Annotated in this window: 12 protein-coding genes; 4 read left to right on the plus strand and 8 right to left on the minus strand. The window is 40.5% G+C overall.

Annotated features, from left to right (window positions below; all coding sequences use genetic code 11):
• Window positions 1-151 precede the first annotated feature (151 nt).
• A complete protein-coding gene (locus ACL8WY_RS12560) occupies window positions 152-1,168 on the minus strand; it encodes an aminopeptidase (protein WP_436515107.1) in 1,017 nt (338 codons plus the stop codon).
• Window positions 1,169-1,241: 73 nt separating this feature from the next.
• Between ACL8WY_RS12560 and ACL8WY_RS12565 the strand changes: the two genes are divergently transcribed.
• Window positions 1,242-1,655 carry a hypothetical protein gene (locus ACL8WY_RS12565; RefSeq protein WP_436515108.1) on the plus strand — a complete coding sequence of 138 codons (414 nt, stop codon included), beginning with the start codon at window positions 1,242-1,244 and terminating at the stop codon, window positions 1,653-1,655.
• Here the strand turns inward: ACL8WY_RS12565 and ACL8WY_RS12570 are convergent.
• A complete protein-coding gene (locus ACL8WY_RS12570; protein ID WP_436515109.1) occupies window positions 1,652-2,272 on the minus strand; it encodes a SiaB family protein kinase in 621 nt (206 codons plus the stop codon). The two genes, ACL8WY_RS12565 and ACL8WY_RS12570, sit on opposite strands and share 4 nt — an antisense overlap.
• Before the next feature lie 150 nt (window positions 2,273-2,422).
• Here ACL8WY_RS12570 and recA point away from each other — a divergent pair, with 150 nt between their 5' ends.
• Window positions 2,423-3,418 (plus strand): recombinase RecA, encoded by a 996-nt coding sequence (gene recA, locus ACL8WY_RS12575; RefSeq protein WP_436515110.1) that lies wholly within the window; start codon window positions 2,423-2,425, stop codon window positions 3,416-3,418.
• Window positions 3,419-3,495: 77 nt separating this feature from the next.
• Here the strand turns inward: recA and ACL8WY_RS12580 are convergent, their stop codons facing one another.
• Both ACL8WY_RS12580 and ACL8WY_RS12585 read right to left on the minus strand, forming a co-directional pair.
• Window positions 3,496-4,755: an ABC transporter permease gene (locus ACL8WY_RS12580; RefSeq protein ID WP_436515111.1), complete on the minus strand. Its 1,260-nt coding sequence runs from the start codon at window positions 4,753-4,755 to the stop codon at window positions 3,496-3,498.
• Window positions 4,756-4,776: 21 nt separating this feature from the next.
• Entirely contained in the window at window positions 4,777-6,030 is a 1,254-nt protein-coding gene (locus ACL8WY_RS12585) for an ABC transporter permease (RefSeq protein ID WP_436515112.1), read from the minus strand.
• Window positions 6,031-6,226: 196 nt separating this feature from the next.
• Here ACL8WY_RS12585 and queA point away from each other — a divergent pair, with 196 nt between their 5' ends.
• Window positions 6,227-7,273, plus strand: coding sequence for a tRNA preQ1(34) S-adenosylmethionine ribosyltransferase-isomerase QueA (gene queA, locus ACL8WY_RS12590; protein WP_436515113.1), 1,047 nt, complete (start codon window positions 6,227-6,229; stop codon window positions 7,271-7,273).
• 7 nt (window positions 7,274-7,280) lie between these two features.
• Window positions 7,281-7,919, plus strand: coding sequence for a 2-C-methyl-D-erythritol 4-phosphate cytidylyltransferase (locus tag ACL8WY_RS12595; RefSeq protein WP_436515114.1), 639 nt, complete (start codon window positions 7,281-7,283; stop codon window positions 7,917-7,919).
• A gap of 17 nt (window positions 7,920-7,936) precedes the next feature.
• Here ACL8WY_RS12595 and ACL8WY_RS12600 read toward each other — a convergent pair whose 3' ends face one another.
• The 4 genes from ACL8WY_RS12600 to ACL8WY_RS12615 all read right to left on the minus strand — a co-directional run bounded on the left by ACL8WY_RS12600 (window position 7,937) and on the right by ACL8WY_RS12615 (window position 15,854).
• Entirely contained in the window at window positions 7,937-11,968 is a 4,032-nt protein-coding gene (locus tag ACL8WY_RS12600) for an FG-GAP-like repeat-containing protein (RefSeq protein WP_436515115.1), read from the minus strand.
• Entirely contained in the window at window positions 11,965-13,062 is a 1,098-nt protein-coding gene (locus tag ACL8WY_RS12605) for a TIGR03032 family protein (protein WP_436515116.1), read from the minus strand. Before ACL8WY_RS12605 ends, ACL8WY_RS12600 begins: the two co-directional genes overlap by 4 nt.
• A 129-nt stretch (window positions 13,063-13,191) precedes the next feature.
• Window positions 13,192-14,373, minus strand: a complete 1,182-nt coding sequence (locus tag ACL8WY_RS12610) for a T9SS type A sorting domain-containing protein (RefSeq protein WP_436515117.1) — start codon at window positions 14,371-14,373, stop codon at window positions 13,192-13,194.
• Window positions 14,370-15,854 (minus strand): tail fiber domain-containing protein, encoded by a 1,485-nt coding sequence (locus tag ACL8WY_RS12615; protein ID WP_436515118.1) that lies wholly within the window; start codon window positions 15,852-15,854, stop codon window positions 14,370-14,372. The genes ACL8WY_RS12610 and ACL8WY_RS12615 overlap by 4 nt, the downstream gene beginning before the upstream one ends.
• Window positions 15,855-15,928: the final 74 nt, after the last annotated feature.

Here is a 15,928-nt window from a genome sequence, read left to right on the forward strand (position 1 = left end):
CTTAAATCGTTCTTTACAATTTGATAAACTATCTCGTGATTGTAAGCCCTTCAATCATGATATGGTTCACTTCATTTAACGTTATTCAAAATTACTCAGAAATCAACTGTATGTTAAAAAAGGTAACAATTTCGTAAAGAAACGGAATCTGTTATTCGTGGTATTCCTTCATTCCTTTAATAAATGATTTCAGATCGCTTTGATATTCATTGGATAAGATTTTCTCCAGCGAATCTTTTGCTGAATAATACCTAAGGTAGGACATGAAGTACGCGTTGTTTGGTCTTCCTGATTTGAAAATATCTAAATACCTCGGATCATGAAAGTGTAGCGTGTCTATCGAGCTTGTGATTTTATCAATCATGATGTGCTTTTGAATGGCTTTGATTGAATCCGGCTGATTGACGATGAAGGAATACATTGAATCAAGTTTTTGCGTTGCTAGCAGCATTTGATTTCTAAAGGTGCGGCTATCTTCCTCAGCAAGGATGTAATCAAAATAAGGATAAGAGTTGTCACCATATTTCTCGTTTAGGAATCTAACAGCCCCTTTTTCGCCAATGAAGGAGGCAAGGTTTTCATTGAATTCAATGTTATCCTTCACAAACAGGGTGGAGTGGGTAAGTTCGTGAATGATTAACTCGGCAAGCGCTCCCTCTTTGCGATTGAGCATATTGGAAAGGATTGGGTCTGTAGTCCATCCTAGCGTAGACCAGCCACCAACGGAACGAATGCGTGTATCATAACCTTCCTCTTTTAATTCCTTCATCTCTTTTTTGGCCTTCTCAAGATCGAAGAATCCCTTATATGGAAATGAGCCAAGTAGTGGAAAAGACCATAGCTTCGGCTCAAGAAGGTAAGCTCTGGAAGCAGAAAGATTCCATAATGCTACTTCTCCACCTTGATCGTAGTAGGTAGTGTAGTTGTCTGAACGTGAGAGCCCCAATTCGTTAAATGAGAATTGCCTGGCTTCCTGCACTATTCTAATCTTTAGTTTAATGCTATCCGCAACTAAGGAATCACTTAAAATGGTTTCTACTGACCGAGTGTTGAATGTGATGCTCAATTGACCTTTAGCCTGTGTCCATCCATAAACAACCAAATTCCAGTTGAATACCAAAAGGAGGATCACACCTGCCAACACTACCCAGCCTGCTTTTTTAATCATGCTACAACTTTATTTATTGTTTATCGTAAGATACCTTGTAATACATAGTAATAGAAACCAACCTTTATCACTCATGGACTTAAAGAACCACGATAACAATCTTCGAATCATTGGTAAAATATTTATTGTCATTGGACTTATACTGGTGCCAATATCAATATGTACATTCTTTTTTGTTGATATGTTTATAGAGAGTGATTTGTGGATGGAGTTGAGTGAATTTGATGTAGTATTTTTTGAGCTAAGACCTCCAAGAGGTATGGCTTATTTCTTACCGACCATACAAACAATATCGTCACTGATTTTCCTTATTTCAGGGTATGGATTAAGCACAGAAAAAGACTGGGGAAAAAAGTTTGCTATTGTTCCTGCTGTCATGCTCTTGTTCAAATTCCCAATTGGAACTGCCCTAGGTGCTTACATGATTTATGCAATTAACTATGTTCCTCAAAAAGAGGAGACAATCAATGGTGATGAGCTGGCTTAGGTCTTTGCTTCGCTATCTTTGTTAACACGCATTGTTAGGATAAAAAAACACGATTTTTCACTGTCTGGTTCAAAATAATACTCATATTGAGTTCCCGTCTTTTTTGCGATATCAATAAAGCCAAGCCCGGCACCTCCTGTATCTCCAAGCTCTGAGTTTTCCATAGCCTCACGGTACATCTGCTTGATTCCATCGGTATCCAGTGAATTGATTTTATCTAAAACATCCCGTAATGCCATCGCGCTTTTAATTTCGATGTTGTTTCCTGTAGTGATGAAATACTCTTTTTTGTCATGGCCGATAAGGAATATTCCCTTTTTCACTAAACCTTGCTCAAGTGAGTTGGACTCTTCTTTAGATTGGCTATCGGCGTGTTTACAGATATTTTGTAGTGACTCCATCATTACATGGTAGACCCGCTTGGTAACACGCCGATTTTCGCGACGCGTGTTCAAATCTTCTGAAATCATATCTGTGATGCTCTCAATTGTTGATTGCGTCACATTACCCAGGTAAACCACATTTAGGTGTGACTTGGTCATTGCCTTTTTGAAAGCAATAACTGTCTTCATGTGCTTGAGTTGCTGGTAAACTTGTTCGTATCCTGAATTCTCCATTGGACCAATGATTGCATTGATGGGCTTACAATATAATGAAGTGCATTAAAAAAGCTTTATAAAATATTCCTAATATTTTTAGCAAAATACTTTTTAGGTCAAATTGAAAAGCCTATTTTTGTCTGATTTAAAAAAGACCAAAAAAGGAATATGGCCGACAAAGAAGACAAAATGAAAGCACTCCAGATTACCATTGATAAGCTGGAAAAGACTTATGGTAAAGGAGCTGTTATGAAACTCAGTGATGAGAAGGTGATGGATGTACCTACTATTTCTACCGGATCTTTAAGTCTGGATATTGCCTTAGGAGTCGGAGGGATACCTCGAGGACGAGTAATTGAGGTTTATGGCCCTGAATCTTCCGGTAAAACCACGCTGGCTATGCACTGCATAGCTGAAGCTCAAAAAGCTGGAGGTATGGCTGCTATCATTGATGCGGAACATGCGTTTGATAAGCTTTATGCAGAGAAGCTAGGAATTGACACAGAGAATTTGCTGATCTCGCAGCCTGACAATGGTGAGCAGGCTTTGGAGATTGCAGAACATTTAATCCGCTCTGGCGCATTGGATATCATCGTGATTGACTCAGTTGCTGCATTAGTGCCAAGAGGAGAATTAGAAGGGGAGATGGGGGATAGTAAAATGGGATTGCAAGCTCGTTTGATGTCTCAGGCCTTAAGAAAGCTCACTGGAACTATCAATAAGACCGGATGCTCATGTATTTTCATCAACCAACTTCGAGAGAAGATTGGTGTAATGTTTGGAAATCCAGAGACGACTACAGGAGGTAACGCACTGAAGTTCTATGCTTCCATCCGATTGGACATTCGAAGAATCGGTCAGATTAAAGAGTCTGCTGACAATGTGATGGGTAACAGAACTCGAGTGAAAGTGGTGAAGAACAAAGTAGCACCACCATTTAAAGTAGTGGAGTTCGATATCATGTACGGTCGAGGTATTAGCAAGAGTGGAGAGATAGTGGACATAGGAGTGGAACTTGATGTGGTACAGAAGTCTGGATCTTGGTTCTCCTATGATGGAAATAAGCTTGGTCAAGGAAGAGATGCGGTGAAAGCCTTAATAGAAGACAACCCTGAGCTTATGGAAGAACTAGAAAAGAGAATTAAAGAAAAATTGAACGGATAAAGAAATAACCACTAATCGTTTAAAGTAGAAAAGGTGAGTGCTAGCTCACCTTTTTGTTTTGATATATTTCTCCGTGATTACCCCGTCGTTCGAATAGCAATCACAGGATCTAACCTGGCAGCCATTAGTGCTGGTACAATTCCTGATATTACTCCAATGATTCCTGCTACGCCAAGTCCAAGCACGATGTTTCCAAAGGTCAGCACCAAATCCAGATTACCCAGACTGGCCAGGGAAAGTAACCAAACAAGGAACAATCCTACACCACCTCCGATCAGACTCAGGAATATGGCTTCAAATAAGAATTGGAAAAGGATAAAGAAATTCTTTGCGCCAAGCGACTTTTGAATGCCAATAATATTCGTTCGTTCTCTTACAGAGACAAACATAATGTTGGCAATCCCGAAACCACCGACCAATATGGAAAAGCCTCCGATGGCCCATCCTGCAACCCCAATAACATCAAACGTGGAGCCGATGATATTCATAATTGCATCCTGGCGATTAACTGAGAAATTATTTTTCTCCTTTGGTCTCAGGCCTCTTTTCATCCTTAAAAGACCTGTTATTTCTGCCTGAAGCTCCACCAACCCAATATCATCTGTTCTTCCTTTTACACTGACGAGTGTTTCCACACCACGATTTCTGCCGGAATAAAAGATCTTCTTGAAGGATTGATATGGGATCATGATACTTTCGTCATTTCCGGTATCTCCAAAGATTCCTTCGCCTTCTTCTTCAAATATTGCGATAACGATGTATTTAAGTCCTTTAATTTTAATCTCTTTTCCTATCGGCTCACCACGAGGAAAAAGCTTTTTGGCAATCAGGTGACCTATCATTGCTACATTTTTTCCTGTATAAGATTCTGAAGCGGTAAAGTATCTTCCCTTTGCCACATCACTGGCAATATCATATACATCCTGATGCGTATGTGAGATACCAAAGAGTGAAACATCACTGTAGCTGCTACTTTGATACTTTACTGATGAAACTCCGGTTACTGCGAAAATGGTGATACCTTCAGAATTCTTCAGGTTCTTTTTCAAAAATTCATATTCTTCGTAGTTGGTATACGGTCGTTTTATATACTCCCACCATGGGATATCCGGTCCAAATTCGTAAGGGAACCTTCGAATATCCAAGTTATTGGCGTCTAGAAAGCTTAGGCTGTTTTTTATGCTTCGTTCTAATGAATCGACAAGAGTAAACACCGCAATGATTGCGAAAATCCCTATGGTCACACCCAATAAAGACAGTGTGGTTCGAAGTAGATTCATTCGCAAAGCGCTCCATGCGAAACGAAAACTCTCGATTACTAGCTTAAAGATTTTCACGATCAATCCATTTAAGTGTTTTTAGCCAGAAGTGCGAATCGCAATAACCGGATCCAGTCGTGCTGCCATTAAAGCAGGTACAATACCTGATAGCACACCAATAATTGCGGATATTCCGAGTCCCAGAATCACATTTCCAGAAGTCAATACTAAATCCAGACTTCCAAGGCTGGCGAAGGAAATCAAATAGACCAGGATGACACCTACACCACCTCCAATCAGACTTAAGAAAACGGCTTCAAATAAAAACTGAAAAAGAATAAAGTAATTCTTTGCACCCAAAGACTTTTGAATCCCGATAATATTGGTTCTTTCTCTTACAGAAACGAACATGATATTGGCAATACCAAAGCCGCCTACAAGTATTGCAAATCCACCAATGATTGCTCCTGCGACACCAACTGCATCAAAAGTTGCTCCTATGAAATTTGTTATTGCTTCAGGACGATTCAGCGCGAAATTATCATCCTCTTTTGGCTTCAAGGATCTCTTCTTTCTCATCAAACCTCTAAGTTCAGCTTCCAGCTCTACCAGGCCGACATCTGATTCCAGACCTTTTACGGTAATCCTGGGTTCTACGCCTCTGCGCCTCCCCGAGTAATAGATTTTTTGAAAGGATTTGTAAGGAAGATAGACATTATCATCGTTGCTTGGCGCCCCAAGGAAGCTGTCACCTTCTTCCTTGATCACTCCTATGATGTAGTATTTCAGTCCTTTAATTTTAATTTCCTTGCCGAGTGGATTGACCTTGGGGAATAATTCGTTAGCTGTTCGATAGCCAATAATTGCTACGTTAGATCCGCCGTTAGCTTCCTCACGAGTGAAATAACGTCCCTGTTCGATCGGGATTTCGTAAACATCTTTATGATCATAAACTACGCCAAGAAGTGATAAGTCAGCGGCACTGCTGCTTCCATATTTGGCAATTATACCACCTCGTACTGTGAAAATTGAAACTGCTTTCGCATTGTCTACATTGTCTCTAATGAAACGATATTCATCAAAAGTTACGTACGGTCTTCTCAGATACGTCCACCAAGGATAAGGTCCACCGAATCCGTAAGGCCATTTTTCAACATTAATATTGTTAGTCCCTAAGAAATTGAGGCTGTCCTTTATACTTCGTTCCAGAGAATCAACCGCAGTGAATACAGCTATAATGGAAAATATTCCAACCGTAACACCCAGTAGGGATAGAGTGGTCCGGAGCAGGTTGGTTTTTAAGGCTGACCATGCAAAACGAAAACTTTCGATAATTAACTTAAATACTCTCACACGTAGTTATTAATAAAACAAATGTAGCTAAACAGACTTCAGTATTTTGAATAAAATAGCGATCGGTCTATGCTGATTTCAAACGGTTATTTCCTTTAGTTGACGAGTTTAACGATGTATACGTTACAAACTGAAACATATTTGCTAATTTTGCGGTCCTTTGATCATTAAAAAATAGATCCTTTTTCCTATGGGAATGAAATTATCCGAATTCAAATTCGAACTACCATCAAGCCTTATTGCCTTACACCCGACTGAAAACCGTGACGACTCTCGTCTAATGGTTATACATAAAGATACAGGAGAGATAGAGCACAAAGTTTTCAAAGATGTAGTAGACTACTTTGGAGAAGATGATGTGTTTGTGACCAATGATACAAGAGTATTCCCAGCAAGATTGTATGGTAACAAAGAGAAAACAGGTGCTAAAATTGAAGTTTTCCTACTTCGTGAATTAAACACGGAAATGAAACTTTGGGATGTACTTGTTGATCCTGCGCGAAAGATTAGAGTTGGAAATAAGCTTTATTTCGGAGATGGAGAGTTAGTAGCTGAGGTTATTGATAATACTACCAGTAGAGGACGGACGATTCGTTTCTTGTTCGACGGTGATCGGGAGCAATTCTACAAAATGATTGATGCTCTTGGAGAGACACCACTTCCGAAGGAAATTAAGCGTTCAGCAGAGCCTGAAGATAGAGAAAGGTTCCAGACTATTTTTGCTAAGAATATTGGTGCTGTGGCAGCTCCAACTGCCGGACTGCATTTTACTCCCCAGCTGATGAAACGTATGGAGCTAATTGGGATTGATATCGCTCCAATAACCTTGCATGTTGGTTTAGGTACTTTTCGTCCAGTGGATGTTGAGGATTTGACTAAACACAAAATGGACTCAGAAAACTACTGGGTTGAAAAACCGACTGCCGATAGGGTAAATAGAGCTCTTGCCGAAAGGACAAAAATTTGTGCCGTTGGTACAACTGCAATGAAGACTTTGGAGTCATCAGTTTCTGCTAATGGCCAGTTGAAAGACAATTCCGGATGGACGGATAAGTTTATTTTCCCTCCATATGAATTCAAGATTTGCGATGCTTTAATTACAAACTTCCACCTGCCTGAATCTACATTGCTAATGATGGCATCAGCATTTGGAGGATACGAGCTAATTCAGGAGGCTTACCAAATTGCAATCAAAGAGAAGTATCGATTCTTCAGCTATGGAGATGCGATGCTAATAATCTAATAGTGTTTTGAAAAAGCATGCCATCATAGTGGCTGGAGGCATAGGTACCCGCATGAAAAGTGATGTGCCGAAACAGTTTCTACCTGTGGATGGCGAACCTATTATTGTAAGATCTATTCGAAAGTTTTTGACTTATGACAAAAATCTTTCCATTGTCATCGTGCTTCCAGAAGATCACATTAAGCAATGGGAAGCAATGAAATTTCAATACTTTCCTGATCTAAAATTTAAACTTGCAACAGGCGGCTTAACCAGAACCGCTTCTGTGATGTCGGGTTTGGCTTTGATTGAAGATGGACTGGTAGCTATTCATGATGCAGTGAGGCCCTTTGTTTCTGTTGAGACGATCTCCGAATCATTTAAATCGGCTGATGGTAAAGGCTCTGGTGTAGCGGCAGTCGAACTCAAAGATTCCATACGTGAATTAGATGGGAATCTTTCAACAGCAAGAGATCGATCCAATTACGTGTTGGTTCAAACCCCGCAGACCTTTCGAGTAAATGAGCTTAAGGAGGCATATCAGAAGGTTGGAGTTGACTTATTCACCGATGATGCCAGCGTTTTTGAGGCAGCAGGATATACCGTTCAACTCGTCGATGGTAGTTACGACAACATAAAAATCACTACACCGGAGGATTTGAAATAGTCTTCTATCCGCAGGTTTTAATTCTTGATGATTTTATAGACTACTAGGTCCTTCCTGTTTTCATCAATTACTCTGAAGATGTATTGACCTTTTTCAAAATCAGATATATCGATAGTGATATTCTCTTGCTTCCTGTCAAGGGTTTTTCTCAACATCTCCTGTCCTTGAATGTCAAATACTTCAAGGAAAATTTTACCTGATTTCACTTGATCGTAATTGATGTTGATCACATCAGCTGTTGGATTAGGATATATCTTGAAGCTTGTAAAGTGTGGAGAGGTCAGGCCAAGCACAAGTTCGATAAAGATTCCATCCTCAGAAGCAAAGACCGCAAGTTTAAAGCTATTGTCACCAATACCAGCGGCACCAACATCAAATTGGACGAAAGCTGAATCATCAAGTGGAATGCCCGGATATTCGACGAAGAATCGATAGGTCCCTTCTGGGAGGAAGCCATATTCAAATTCACCATTATCGTTGGTTTCACCATATGCGATCAATTCGAATTCGTCAGCATTTTGTTCAGTACGTCCTCCACTTCTTTTCCGTCTTAGCCCACATTTTCTTTTAGATGCTCGTCTTCGCGCGTCGATTCTGCCTTCATCATCTTCAAAATCTTCTTCAATCGTTCCGTCCACCAGTCCATCACCGTCAGCTGCGGTAAGTTCTCGCGGAGTTTCAGTCATGATGATCTGTATATCCGTGTCGTTGTTCAATTGCAGAACATCCGCCTCATCCCAGAGGAATGCATCTCCAAAATACGTGGGCACATACAAATCCTGCTCTGAGGTAATGCTTACCAGAAAGTCTCCAAGTACAATCGGAGGAAATGTAAAGCTACTGGCCACATCTTCCCGGGTTGCTGATTTAATGGTGTCGTATCCAACTTGTCCATCGATTATTTCGAGGATATAGCCATCCACATTCTCAGCGATGAGTGTTTCACTTTCATCTGTCACGTCAACAGAAATCAATGCAGTAGCAAGCACGTCTACGGGAACAGAAGTAAGCGTAGTGCCCGTAGCGATGGTGTTGCTAATCTCCAAGCTATACTCACCCATATTTGTTCGATCAATGTCTGTAACTGTGTAGCTGACTCCAGTCGCACCAGTTACATTTGCACCGTTAAGCAGCCATCGATACGTATTTGCTGTCCCATTAGCAGAGGAAGTCAATTCCTGAGTGGATCCAACCGGAATTTCAACACTTGCTTCATTAATTGCATCAACAGGTGCTTGGCTGGTATAGCTAAGTACAGATACGCCTGCTACAGCTTCCAGGTCTCCAAAGTCCAGCTCGTTACCATTAAGATTGATATCTACAGCATTTGTAAGGCCACTAAAGTCTGTTGCGAGTGCGTCTATTTCATTATTTGAAAAATCTAATATCTCTAAAGCATCTAGTTGGTCAATTGCGGCTGGCAAAGTTCCAACCAACCCATTATTAGGAAGCTCAATGCGTTCGACTCGATCTTGGGCTGAGTTTAATGTAACTCCAAACCATGTGCTAACGTCTGCATCTCCCCAGTTGGCTGAATTGGTCCAATTGGAGCCGCCCATATTATCAAAAAGGCTAGTGAGTGCATTTGCATCTGCTTCAAGAGCGGTGACAGTTCCGATATTAAAGAATATTTGTGTGCCTCCATAATAATCGCCAATCACTATATCCATGTCACTATCCCCATCCAGATCCCCAATATTTATACTGCTATATTCTGTTACAATGGTTGGGATGTCATGATCAAATGCAAAGTTGGCGGATCCGTCATTTACCCAAACCTTCGGATTAGAAATATACCCGCCAGAAATTATATCAATGTCCCCATCACCATCTAAGTCTCCAATAAAACTTCCATAAGTGCCACCTGTTTCTAAATTGGAACCTCCCGTGAAGACACCCATATCGTTGATCACAACATAGCTTTCTGTAGTCATAGATTCGTAGGAATTTGAGGCAAAAACATCCATGTCACCATCACCATCAAAGTCTGCAATATCAACATCTGAAATGTAGCCTCCAGTAAATGTTTGGCCAAGCTCTAATATGCCGTTGTTGTTTGTTAATGACAAAATTCCACTTTCCTCTCTAGCCAAGACAACATCTAAATCTGTGTCACCATCAAGATTGCCTAGGTCCATTTTTTCGCTAGTGACCGTATATGAAGAGGACATGCTAAATGAAAGCGAGCCTAGATTATCATATATGCGAACATATTCATTGCTTGCTCCATTTAATCGAACCACAATATCCAGATCCCCATCCTCATCCATATCCGCCAATTCTATTTGCTTGGTCTCTAATCCGATACCTAAGTTGGAGTTGTAGGAAAGGTTCCCTGATCCATCGTTTGTGTAAATAATAAATCCGGGATAGCCCCCATCTGATTCTAAAGCAACGACCATATCCAAATCACTGTCTGCATCAAGATTGCCAAAAGCCAGATGATAAGCGCCGCCTGGAAATTCTTGCTGAACTGTAAAGTTTCCACTTCCATCGTTGAGCCATGTTCTTGAAACAGCACTTCCTCCTTGGGCAAGATCTAAATCTCCATCCCCATCAAGGTCTACCAACTGAGTATCATAGGTCGCTGATATAGTGAGAATATCTGAACCTTGAACAAATGTTCCACCGCCTTGATTATCACGGATGGAAACATTGCCATCAAAATAAAATAAATCCCCATCTCCATCCAGATCCAGGTCGGCAGGCTTTGCTTGACCTTTAAACTTGACTTGCTCAGTGAACCCACCGGAACCATTGCTGATAAGTATGAAAACCGAATCTTGAGTGAGTGCCACCATATCATCAAAATTGTCGGTGTCCATCTTGAGGGCAAAAACATCATCCCCGTCTCCAGAAGAAGATAAAATTACATTTGATACTTCACTGAAATTGGTAGAAGCATCATTCAATATGGTACCGTCGTTTTCTAAAGGCCTGACTGCCACGTAGGGAGCGCTGAGAAATCCAGCTAATTCTAAATCCCCGTCATTGTCAAAATCAAGAGGAGTTGCTCTATCATTGAAACTATAGGAAGGTGAAAAAGCAGTGTTGGAATCTGTGAAATTTCCCGAGCCATCATTTCCCAATACCTGTATCCCTTGGCCAAATGATGTGATGAAAGATGTATAGACTATGTCTTCATCGGTATCTCCATCTACATCCATCACGGTAAGTAGTCTGGATGAAACATAACTTGGGTCTGAACCTTTAAGTCCTGTAGAATCCGGAAAATTCATACTTACATTTTCAAAGACGGTGACGTAATCATTGTAAGTAGGACCATCTTGGCTTGTTTCTGCTATAATGTCTAAGTCACTATCTCCGTCAATATCAACAGCAAACAATCCGTCATCGTCCAAGTCAACGCTTGGAAAAGAAGAGGCTTGAGCTACAAAGTAACCTGTACCATCATTAATCCACATTTGGGTCGTGAATGATCCATAGGTTCCATTCTGCATAAACAGATCCAAATCTCCATCTCCATCAAAGTCCGCAAGGATGGTGTTGTCTACAATCTCTAACGGCTGAGTTGTGAGCGCAGAAACAGTGAAATTAAAAGAGCCATCATTTCTGAGGATAAGAGGACTATCGATATACGCCACATATATGGCATCTATATCACCGTCACCATCTATGTCTCCGGTGTGAACTACAGAGAAGCGGGACGCACCAAGGCTTACTTTTGGATCAAAAAATATACTTTGTGCCAATGGCTGTACATCTGCATTCTTTATTTTGGCCTGATTTTTCAATCGCGATTTGAAATCGGTTTTACTCTCCTGTTGCGCATTGGCAGAAACTACAACACCCATGGCAAGAGCAACGGCCCAGTGCTTATAGTTGAGACGTGGCTTAAATCCGGACTTTTGACCCAAGTCAGCGATTCGCTTTTCAATGCTTTTGATTCTTTCAACCGAGTCTTTTCTTTTTCTGTAGTGTTGTTTTTGAAATTCTCCATCTTTCACATTTTTATGAAATCTGGATGCAAGCTTGGCATGCTTGTTTTTTAATCGGCTGAGGAGCGATTGATATAATGAATTTTTCATGGCGTGGTAGTAGCTGTTTCTGGTTGTGTTTCGTTTTCAGGATTGTGCCAGAATACCTCATCTTTTGTCACAACAGAGGTTCTGTGCATTCCTTTTTCTAGGTTGAGAATGTTTGGTCTCATGTTCCCTTCCAGGATGATCAAATCATATAATTCTTCTACGCTTGTCTGATAATTGATATAACCACAAGGCTGCCCTGTGGGTATGTAAATCACAGTGATTCCACAGTTTACTGATCGCTTAGCAACCGGTGCTTCTTTGAAAAGCGAACTGTTGGGTCGTAGCTTGGATGTGGCGATAAACAAGTAATCGCCTATTCGGTCCATACCTCTGGCAAATCCGTTTAACTGACTAATGATGTCGTAGGTCCCTGACTCAATATTTACTTTGATCAGCTCGCCGGTGGCAGAAAGCAGCATGAATAGCTCGCCTCCATAAATTCTAGGCGTGTGAGGTACAGGCAGTTCAGACAAAATAATTTCATTAGTCTCAATGTCTATTAAAACTCCGCCGTTGAGCATGCCCTCTTTCCAGGATCTGTGCGAGTTTCCCTGACCTAAGGCAGAAATATATTTAGGCTGGCCAGTCTTAGGATCAACGGCCAATCCGTTTAAATGACATCTATCTTCTGGTTTCAACTCCGTAATAAAAGATGGCTGCCAAATAGGTTTGAAACTAAAATCCTCATCTATGTGACATAGATTGGAAAACATCGTGTTGACACCTAACAATCCTTGGTTTGTAAACTGGATGTCGTGCATGTCCAAAGGGCCGGTATAGTAGCTGACTCTTGGTATGTACAGACTGTCATAGACATTTGGATTGGGGGCGTAATTAGCTGCTAAGCCAGGTGCATTTGAGGTGATAATGACTGAGTCGTTGGTAGCAATTGCCCATTTGTCATTTTTCTTGGCCATTCCCATCGGCTTTTGGAAAGTTCTTGGCAGCTGTACGAGCTGGTTTTCATCTTTAGCTGAAAATATTACAACCTTGCCTGTCTGATAGGTACTAATTGCAATAGAACACTTCAGTCCTTGAAGTAATTCAGGAATATTGGGAGTATAGGTATAACTAAATGGTGGAGCTGGTGGCATAAAATAATAGTAAACACTACAAGATAAAAAAACTTGAATAAATGACATAGGTGGTATTGCTCATATTTTTATGCGCAAAAAAAAAGTCTATCGAATTTCGATAGACTTAATCATATTTAGAACAAATTTCTAGCGCTTAATTACCCTGAAGGTAAGCGCCGTTTTGCTTTTCTCAGTATCTATGAATCTTAATAGATATTGCCCATTTAGGTATTCTCCAATGTCTATTTGAAGTCTTCCATTTTCACTCCTCTTTATTTCTTGAGAGAAGATAATCTTACCATTCATGTCAATCAAATCCATTGTCATTTTTTCAGAAATGATTTTGTCATAATCAATATGAATTATATCAACTGTAGGATTTGGGTAGATGCTGAATTCGGTAAAGAACTCACTGGTGATACCCAATACTAGCTCTATGGTAATTCCAGTTTCTGTAACCAAAGCCGCCAGTACAAATGAATTATCTGAGACTCCAGCTTCGCCAACATCAAATTCAACAAAAGAAGATTGGTCAAGTGGGATGCCGGGATATTCTACGAAGAACCGATACGTACCTTCCGGCAGGAATCCATACTCAAATTCGCCATTATTGTTTGTCTCTCCATAAGCGATAAGTTCAAATTCATCAGCATCCTGACCTGTACGTCCGCCTGAACGTTTTCTTCTTAATCCACACTTCCGCTTGGAGGCTCTTCTTCGTGCATCTATTCTGCCTCCATCCTCCTCAAAATCCTCTTCAATGGTTCCGGAAACATTTCCATCTCCATCATTTGGGCCTAGTTCCGGTGGTACAACTGTCATTATGATTCTTGTGGTTGTATCTCCTGCTAATTCAAGAACATCCGCCTCTTCCCATTGAAATGCGTCTCCATAATAGGTAGCCACATATTTATCTTGGTCCGAATCTATATTGATAAGATAATTTCCTAGAAAAACAGGATTAAACGAAAATTCACCACTGTTGCTGCTTAATATATCTAATGTGTCATACCGACCACTATTTTTAATCCTAAGGAGTACACCGCTGGTATTCTCCGATATTACATTACCACCAGATCGAGCCCTCACAGTGATCGTACCGCTTTCCATATTGAAAGCAGAAAGACTAAGGTAGAATCCAAAATTTTCACTTTTCGGTATGCCGCTTAATTGAGAGGTTGTGAATTCAGAAGTATAACTTCCACCTGCAATCGTACCACCTGCATAGTTCGTTGCATTTCCTTGATTTGACAATTGAGGATAGGCCACTAAACCTGCTAATAGCAATAATGTAAGAGGTATTATTCGAATTGATATTCGCTTGCTCATTTGCTTGCTGCTTTGCTGGTGCCCAACATTTTCATGAGATTATCCATTTGAGATCGAAGGGTTTTCACCTCTTCAAGCGAAGCTTTCAAGTCGCTATTCTCACTTTCTAATCTTTCTACTTTGGCATTTAATTCTTTGATAGCTTCGATAAGCACTGCAGTCATTTGTGCATAATTTACCGACTTCATGCCCTTATTGTCTGTATATACAAACTCAGGATAGATTTCTTCCACTTCTTGCGCAATTACACCAATATGCTTTCGCTCAGACCTTTCAGGATTCTTCAAGTTGTATGATACTCCTCTCATTTTTAATGTGTTGCTTAGAGAGTTTTCTAAAGGCATAATATTTTTTTTCAGCCGCCGATCTGACGAGACCGTTCCTGTGGCAGTGACATTTCCAGTTGAGCCATCTAGTGTGATCACAGGTGTACCTCCTACGTCTAGTACTTCAATTCCTCCGGCTCCAGTAGCACTAAAATCACCAGAAAGATTCAGTCGATTATTTAAGATAGCGTTTCCACCATCTGATCCATCGATTCGTATGGTATTGGTTCCATCTAAATCATTCAGCTCAATAAACCCTCCAGAACCTGCAATATCACCACTTGAAATAAAAACTGTTGATGTCGGAGATAAAGCTCCTGCTGAACCACTTAGATTAATGGCACTGGTAATATTATTTGACCCACTTTCAAATGAAAAAATGTTATGTGTTGGAAGCCCATAATAATTATATAGGTCAAGACCTCCTCTTCGGTAGCCTGTTGAGTTTAATGTTCCAGTTTCATCTGTATCTGAAGCGTAGAGATCTGCCAAAAGCTGAGCGCCATCATTTGGAAAATTTCCACCATAAAGATCTACGTAACTATTAGCTCTACCTCCTATGCTTCCCCCTACGGTAACTGCACTTCTTAACGCACCAGCTGAAGATTCCCGCCCATTCAGTTGCATGTATCCTGATGTATATCCGGTTGACTCATTTCCAACAGTTTGAATGAAGGCTCCTTGATTATCAAGAGAATCTTTCAATAAAATCACTGCTTCATAGCCATTCTCACTAGCCCCGACTTGTACTTTCAAATTGTCACTTTCTCCCAGAACGTCAATTCCATAAGTTATCAGAGAATCAAATTCCACAGGATTACTGCCGGTAAAAGCCAATATTGGTGAATGTAAGGTGACAGGACTAAGCGCTTCACCATTTACAGTGATGTTTAAAACAACTTCCCTGCTATCCGAAAACAATGTCTCTGGTAATGAGGTGGTTGATCCCAATACTACTGAGTAGTAGCCATCAACTACGGAAACATTGGTTTTTGTCTCTGACCAGGCAGGACTGGTAGTGCTAAAATCGATTGTAGCAGTGCCATTAAATGGTCGGTCATTATCTAGCAACCTCCCTTGAAATGGGATTTTCTGTGCCATTGTGGTTGCTGATATGAGAAAAATAAAAGATAAAAGAATGTAAAGTCTCTTCATTGTAATCGGTTTTGAATAATGTTTAAATCAAAACACAACTTAATGTTTGGTGTTAATATGTTCAATACCTCTTT

Origin of the sequence: Ekhidna algicida (genome assembly GCF_051379705.1) — a bacterium.
Taxonomy (GTDB): domain Bacteria; phylum Bacteroidota; class Bacteroidia; order Cytophagales; family Cyclobacteriaceae; genus Ekhidna.

What these genes read in the sequence shown, in the direction of transcription:
- ACL8WY_RS12560 (WP_436515107.1), bottom strand. Translation starts at nt 1,168, where the DNA reads ATGATTAAAAAAGCAGGCTGGGTAGTGTTGGCAGGTGTGATCCTCCTT.
- ACL8WY_RS12565 (WP_436515108.1), top strand. Translation starts at nt 1,242, where the DNA reads ATGGACTTAAAGAACCACGATAACAATCTTCGAATCATTGGTAAAATA.
- ACL8WY_RS12570 (WP_436515109.1), bottom strand. Translation starts at nt 2,272, where the DNA reads ATGGAGAATTCAGGATACGAACAAGTTTACCAGCAACTCAAGCACATG.
- recA (WP_436515110.1), top strand. Translation starts at nt 2,423, where the DNA reads ATGGCCGACAAAGAAGACAAAATGAAAGCACTCCAGATTACCATTGAT.
- queA (WP_436515113.1), top strand. Translation starts at nt 6,227, where the DNA reads ATGAAATTATCCGAATTCAAATTCGAACTACCATCAAGCCTTATTGCC.
- ACL8WY_RS12600 (WP_436515115.1), bottom strand. Translation starts at nt 11,968, where the DNA reads ATGAAAAATTCATTATATCAATCGCTCCTCAGCCGATTAAAAAACAAG.
- ACL8WY_RS12605 (WP_436515116.1), bottom strand. Translation starts at nt 13,062, where the DNA reads ATGCCACCAGCTCCACCATTTAGTTATACCTATACTCCCAATATTCCT.
- ACL8WY_RS12610 (WP_436515117.1), bottom strand. Translation starts at nt 14,373, where the DNA reads ATGAGCAAGCGAATATCAATTCGAATAATACCTCTTACATTATTGCTA.
- ACL8WY_RS12615 (WP_436515118.1), bottom strand. Translation starts at nt 15,854, where the DNA reads ATGAAGAGACTTTACATTCTTTTATCTTTTATTTTTCTCATATCAGCA.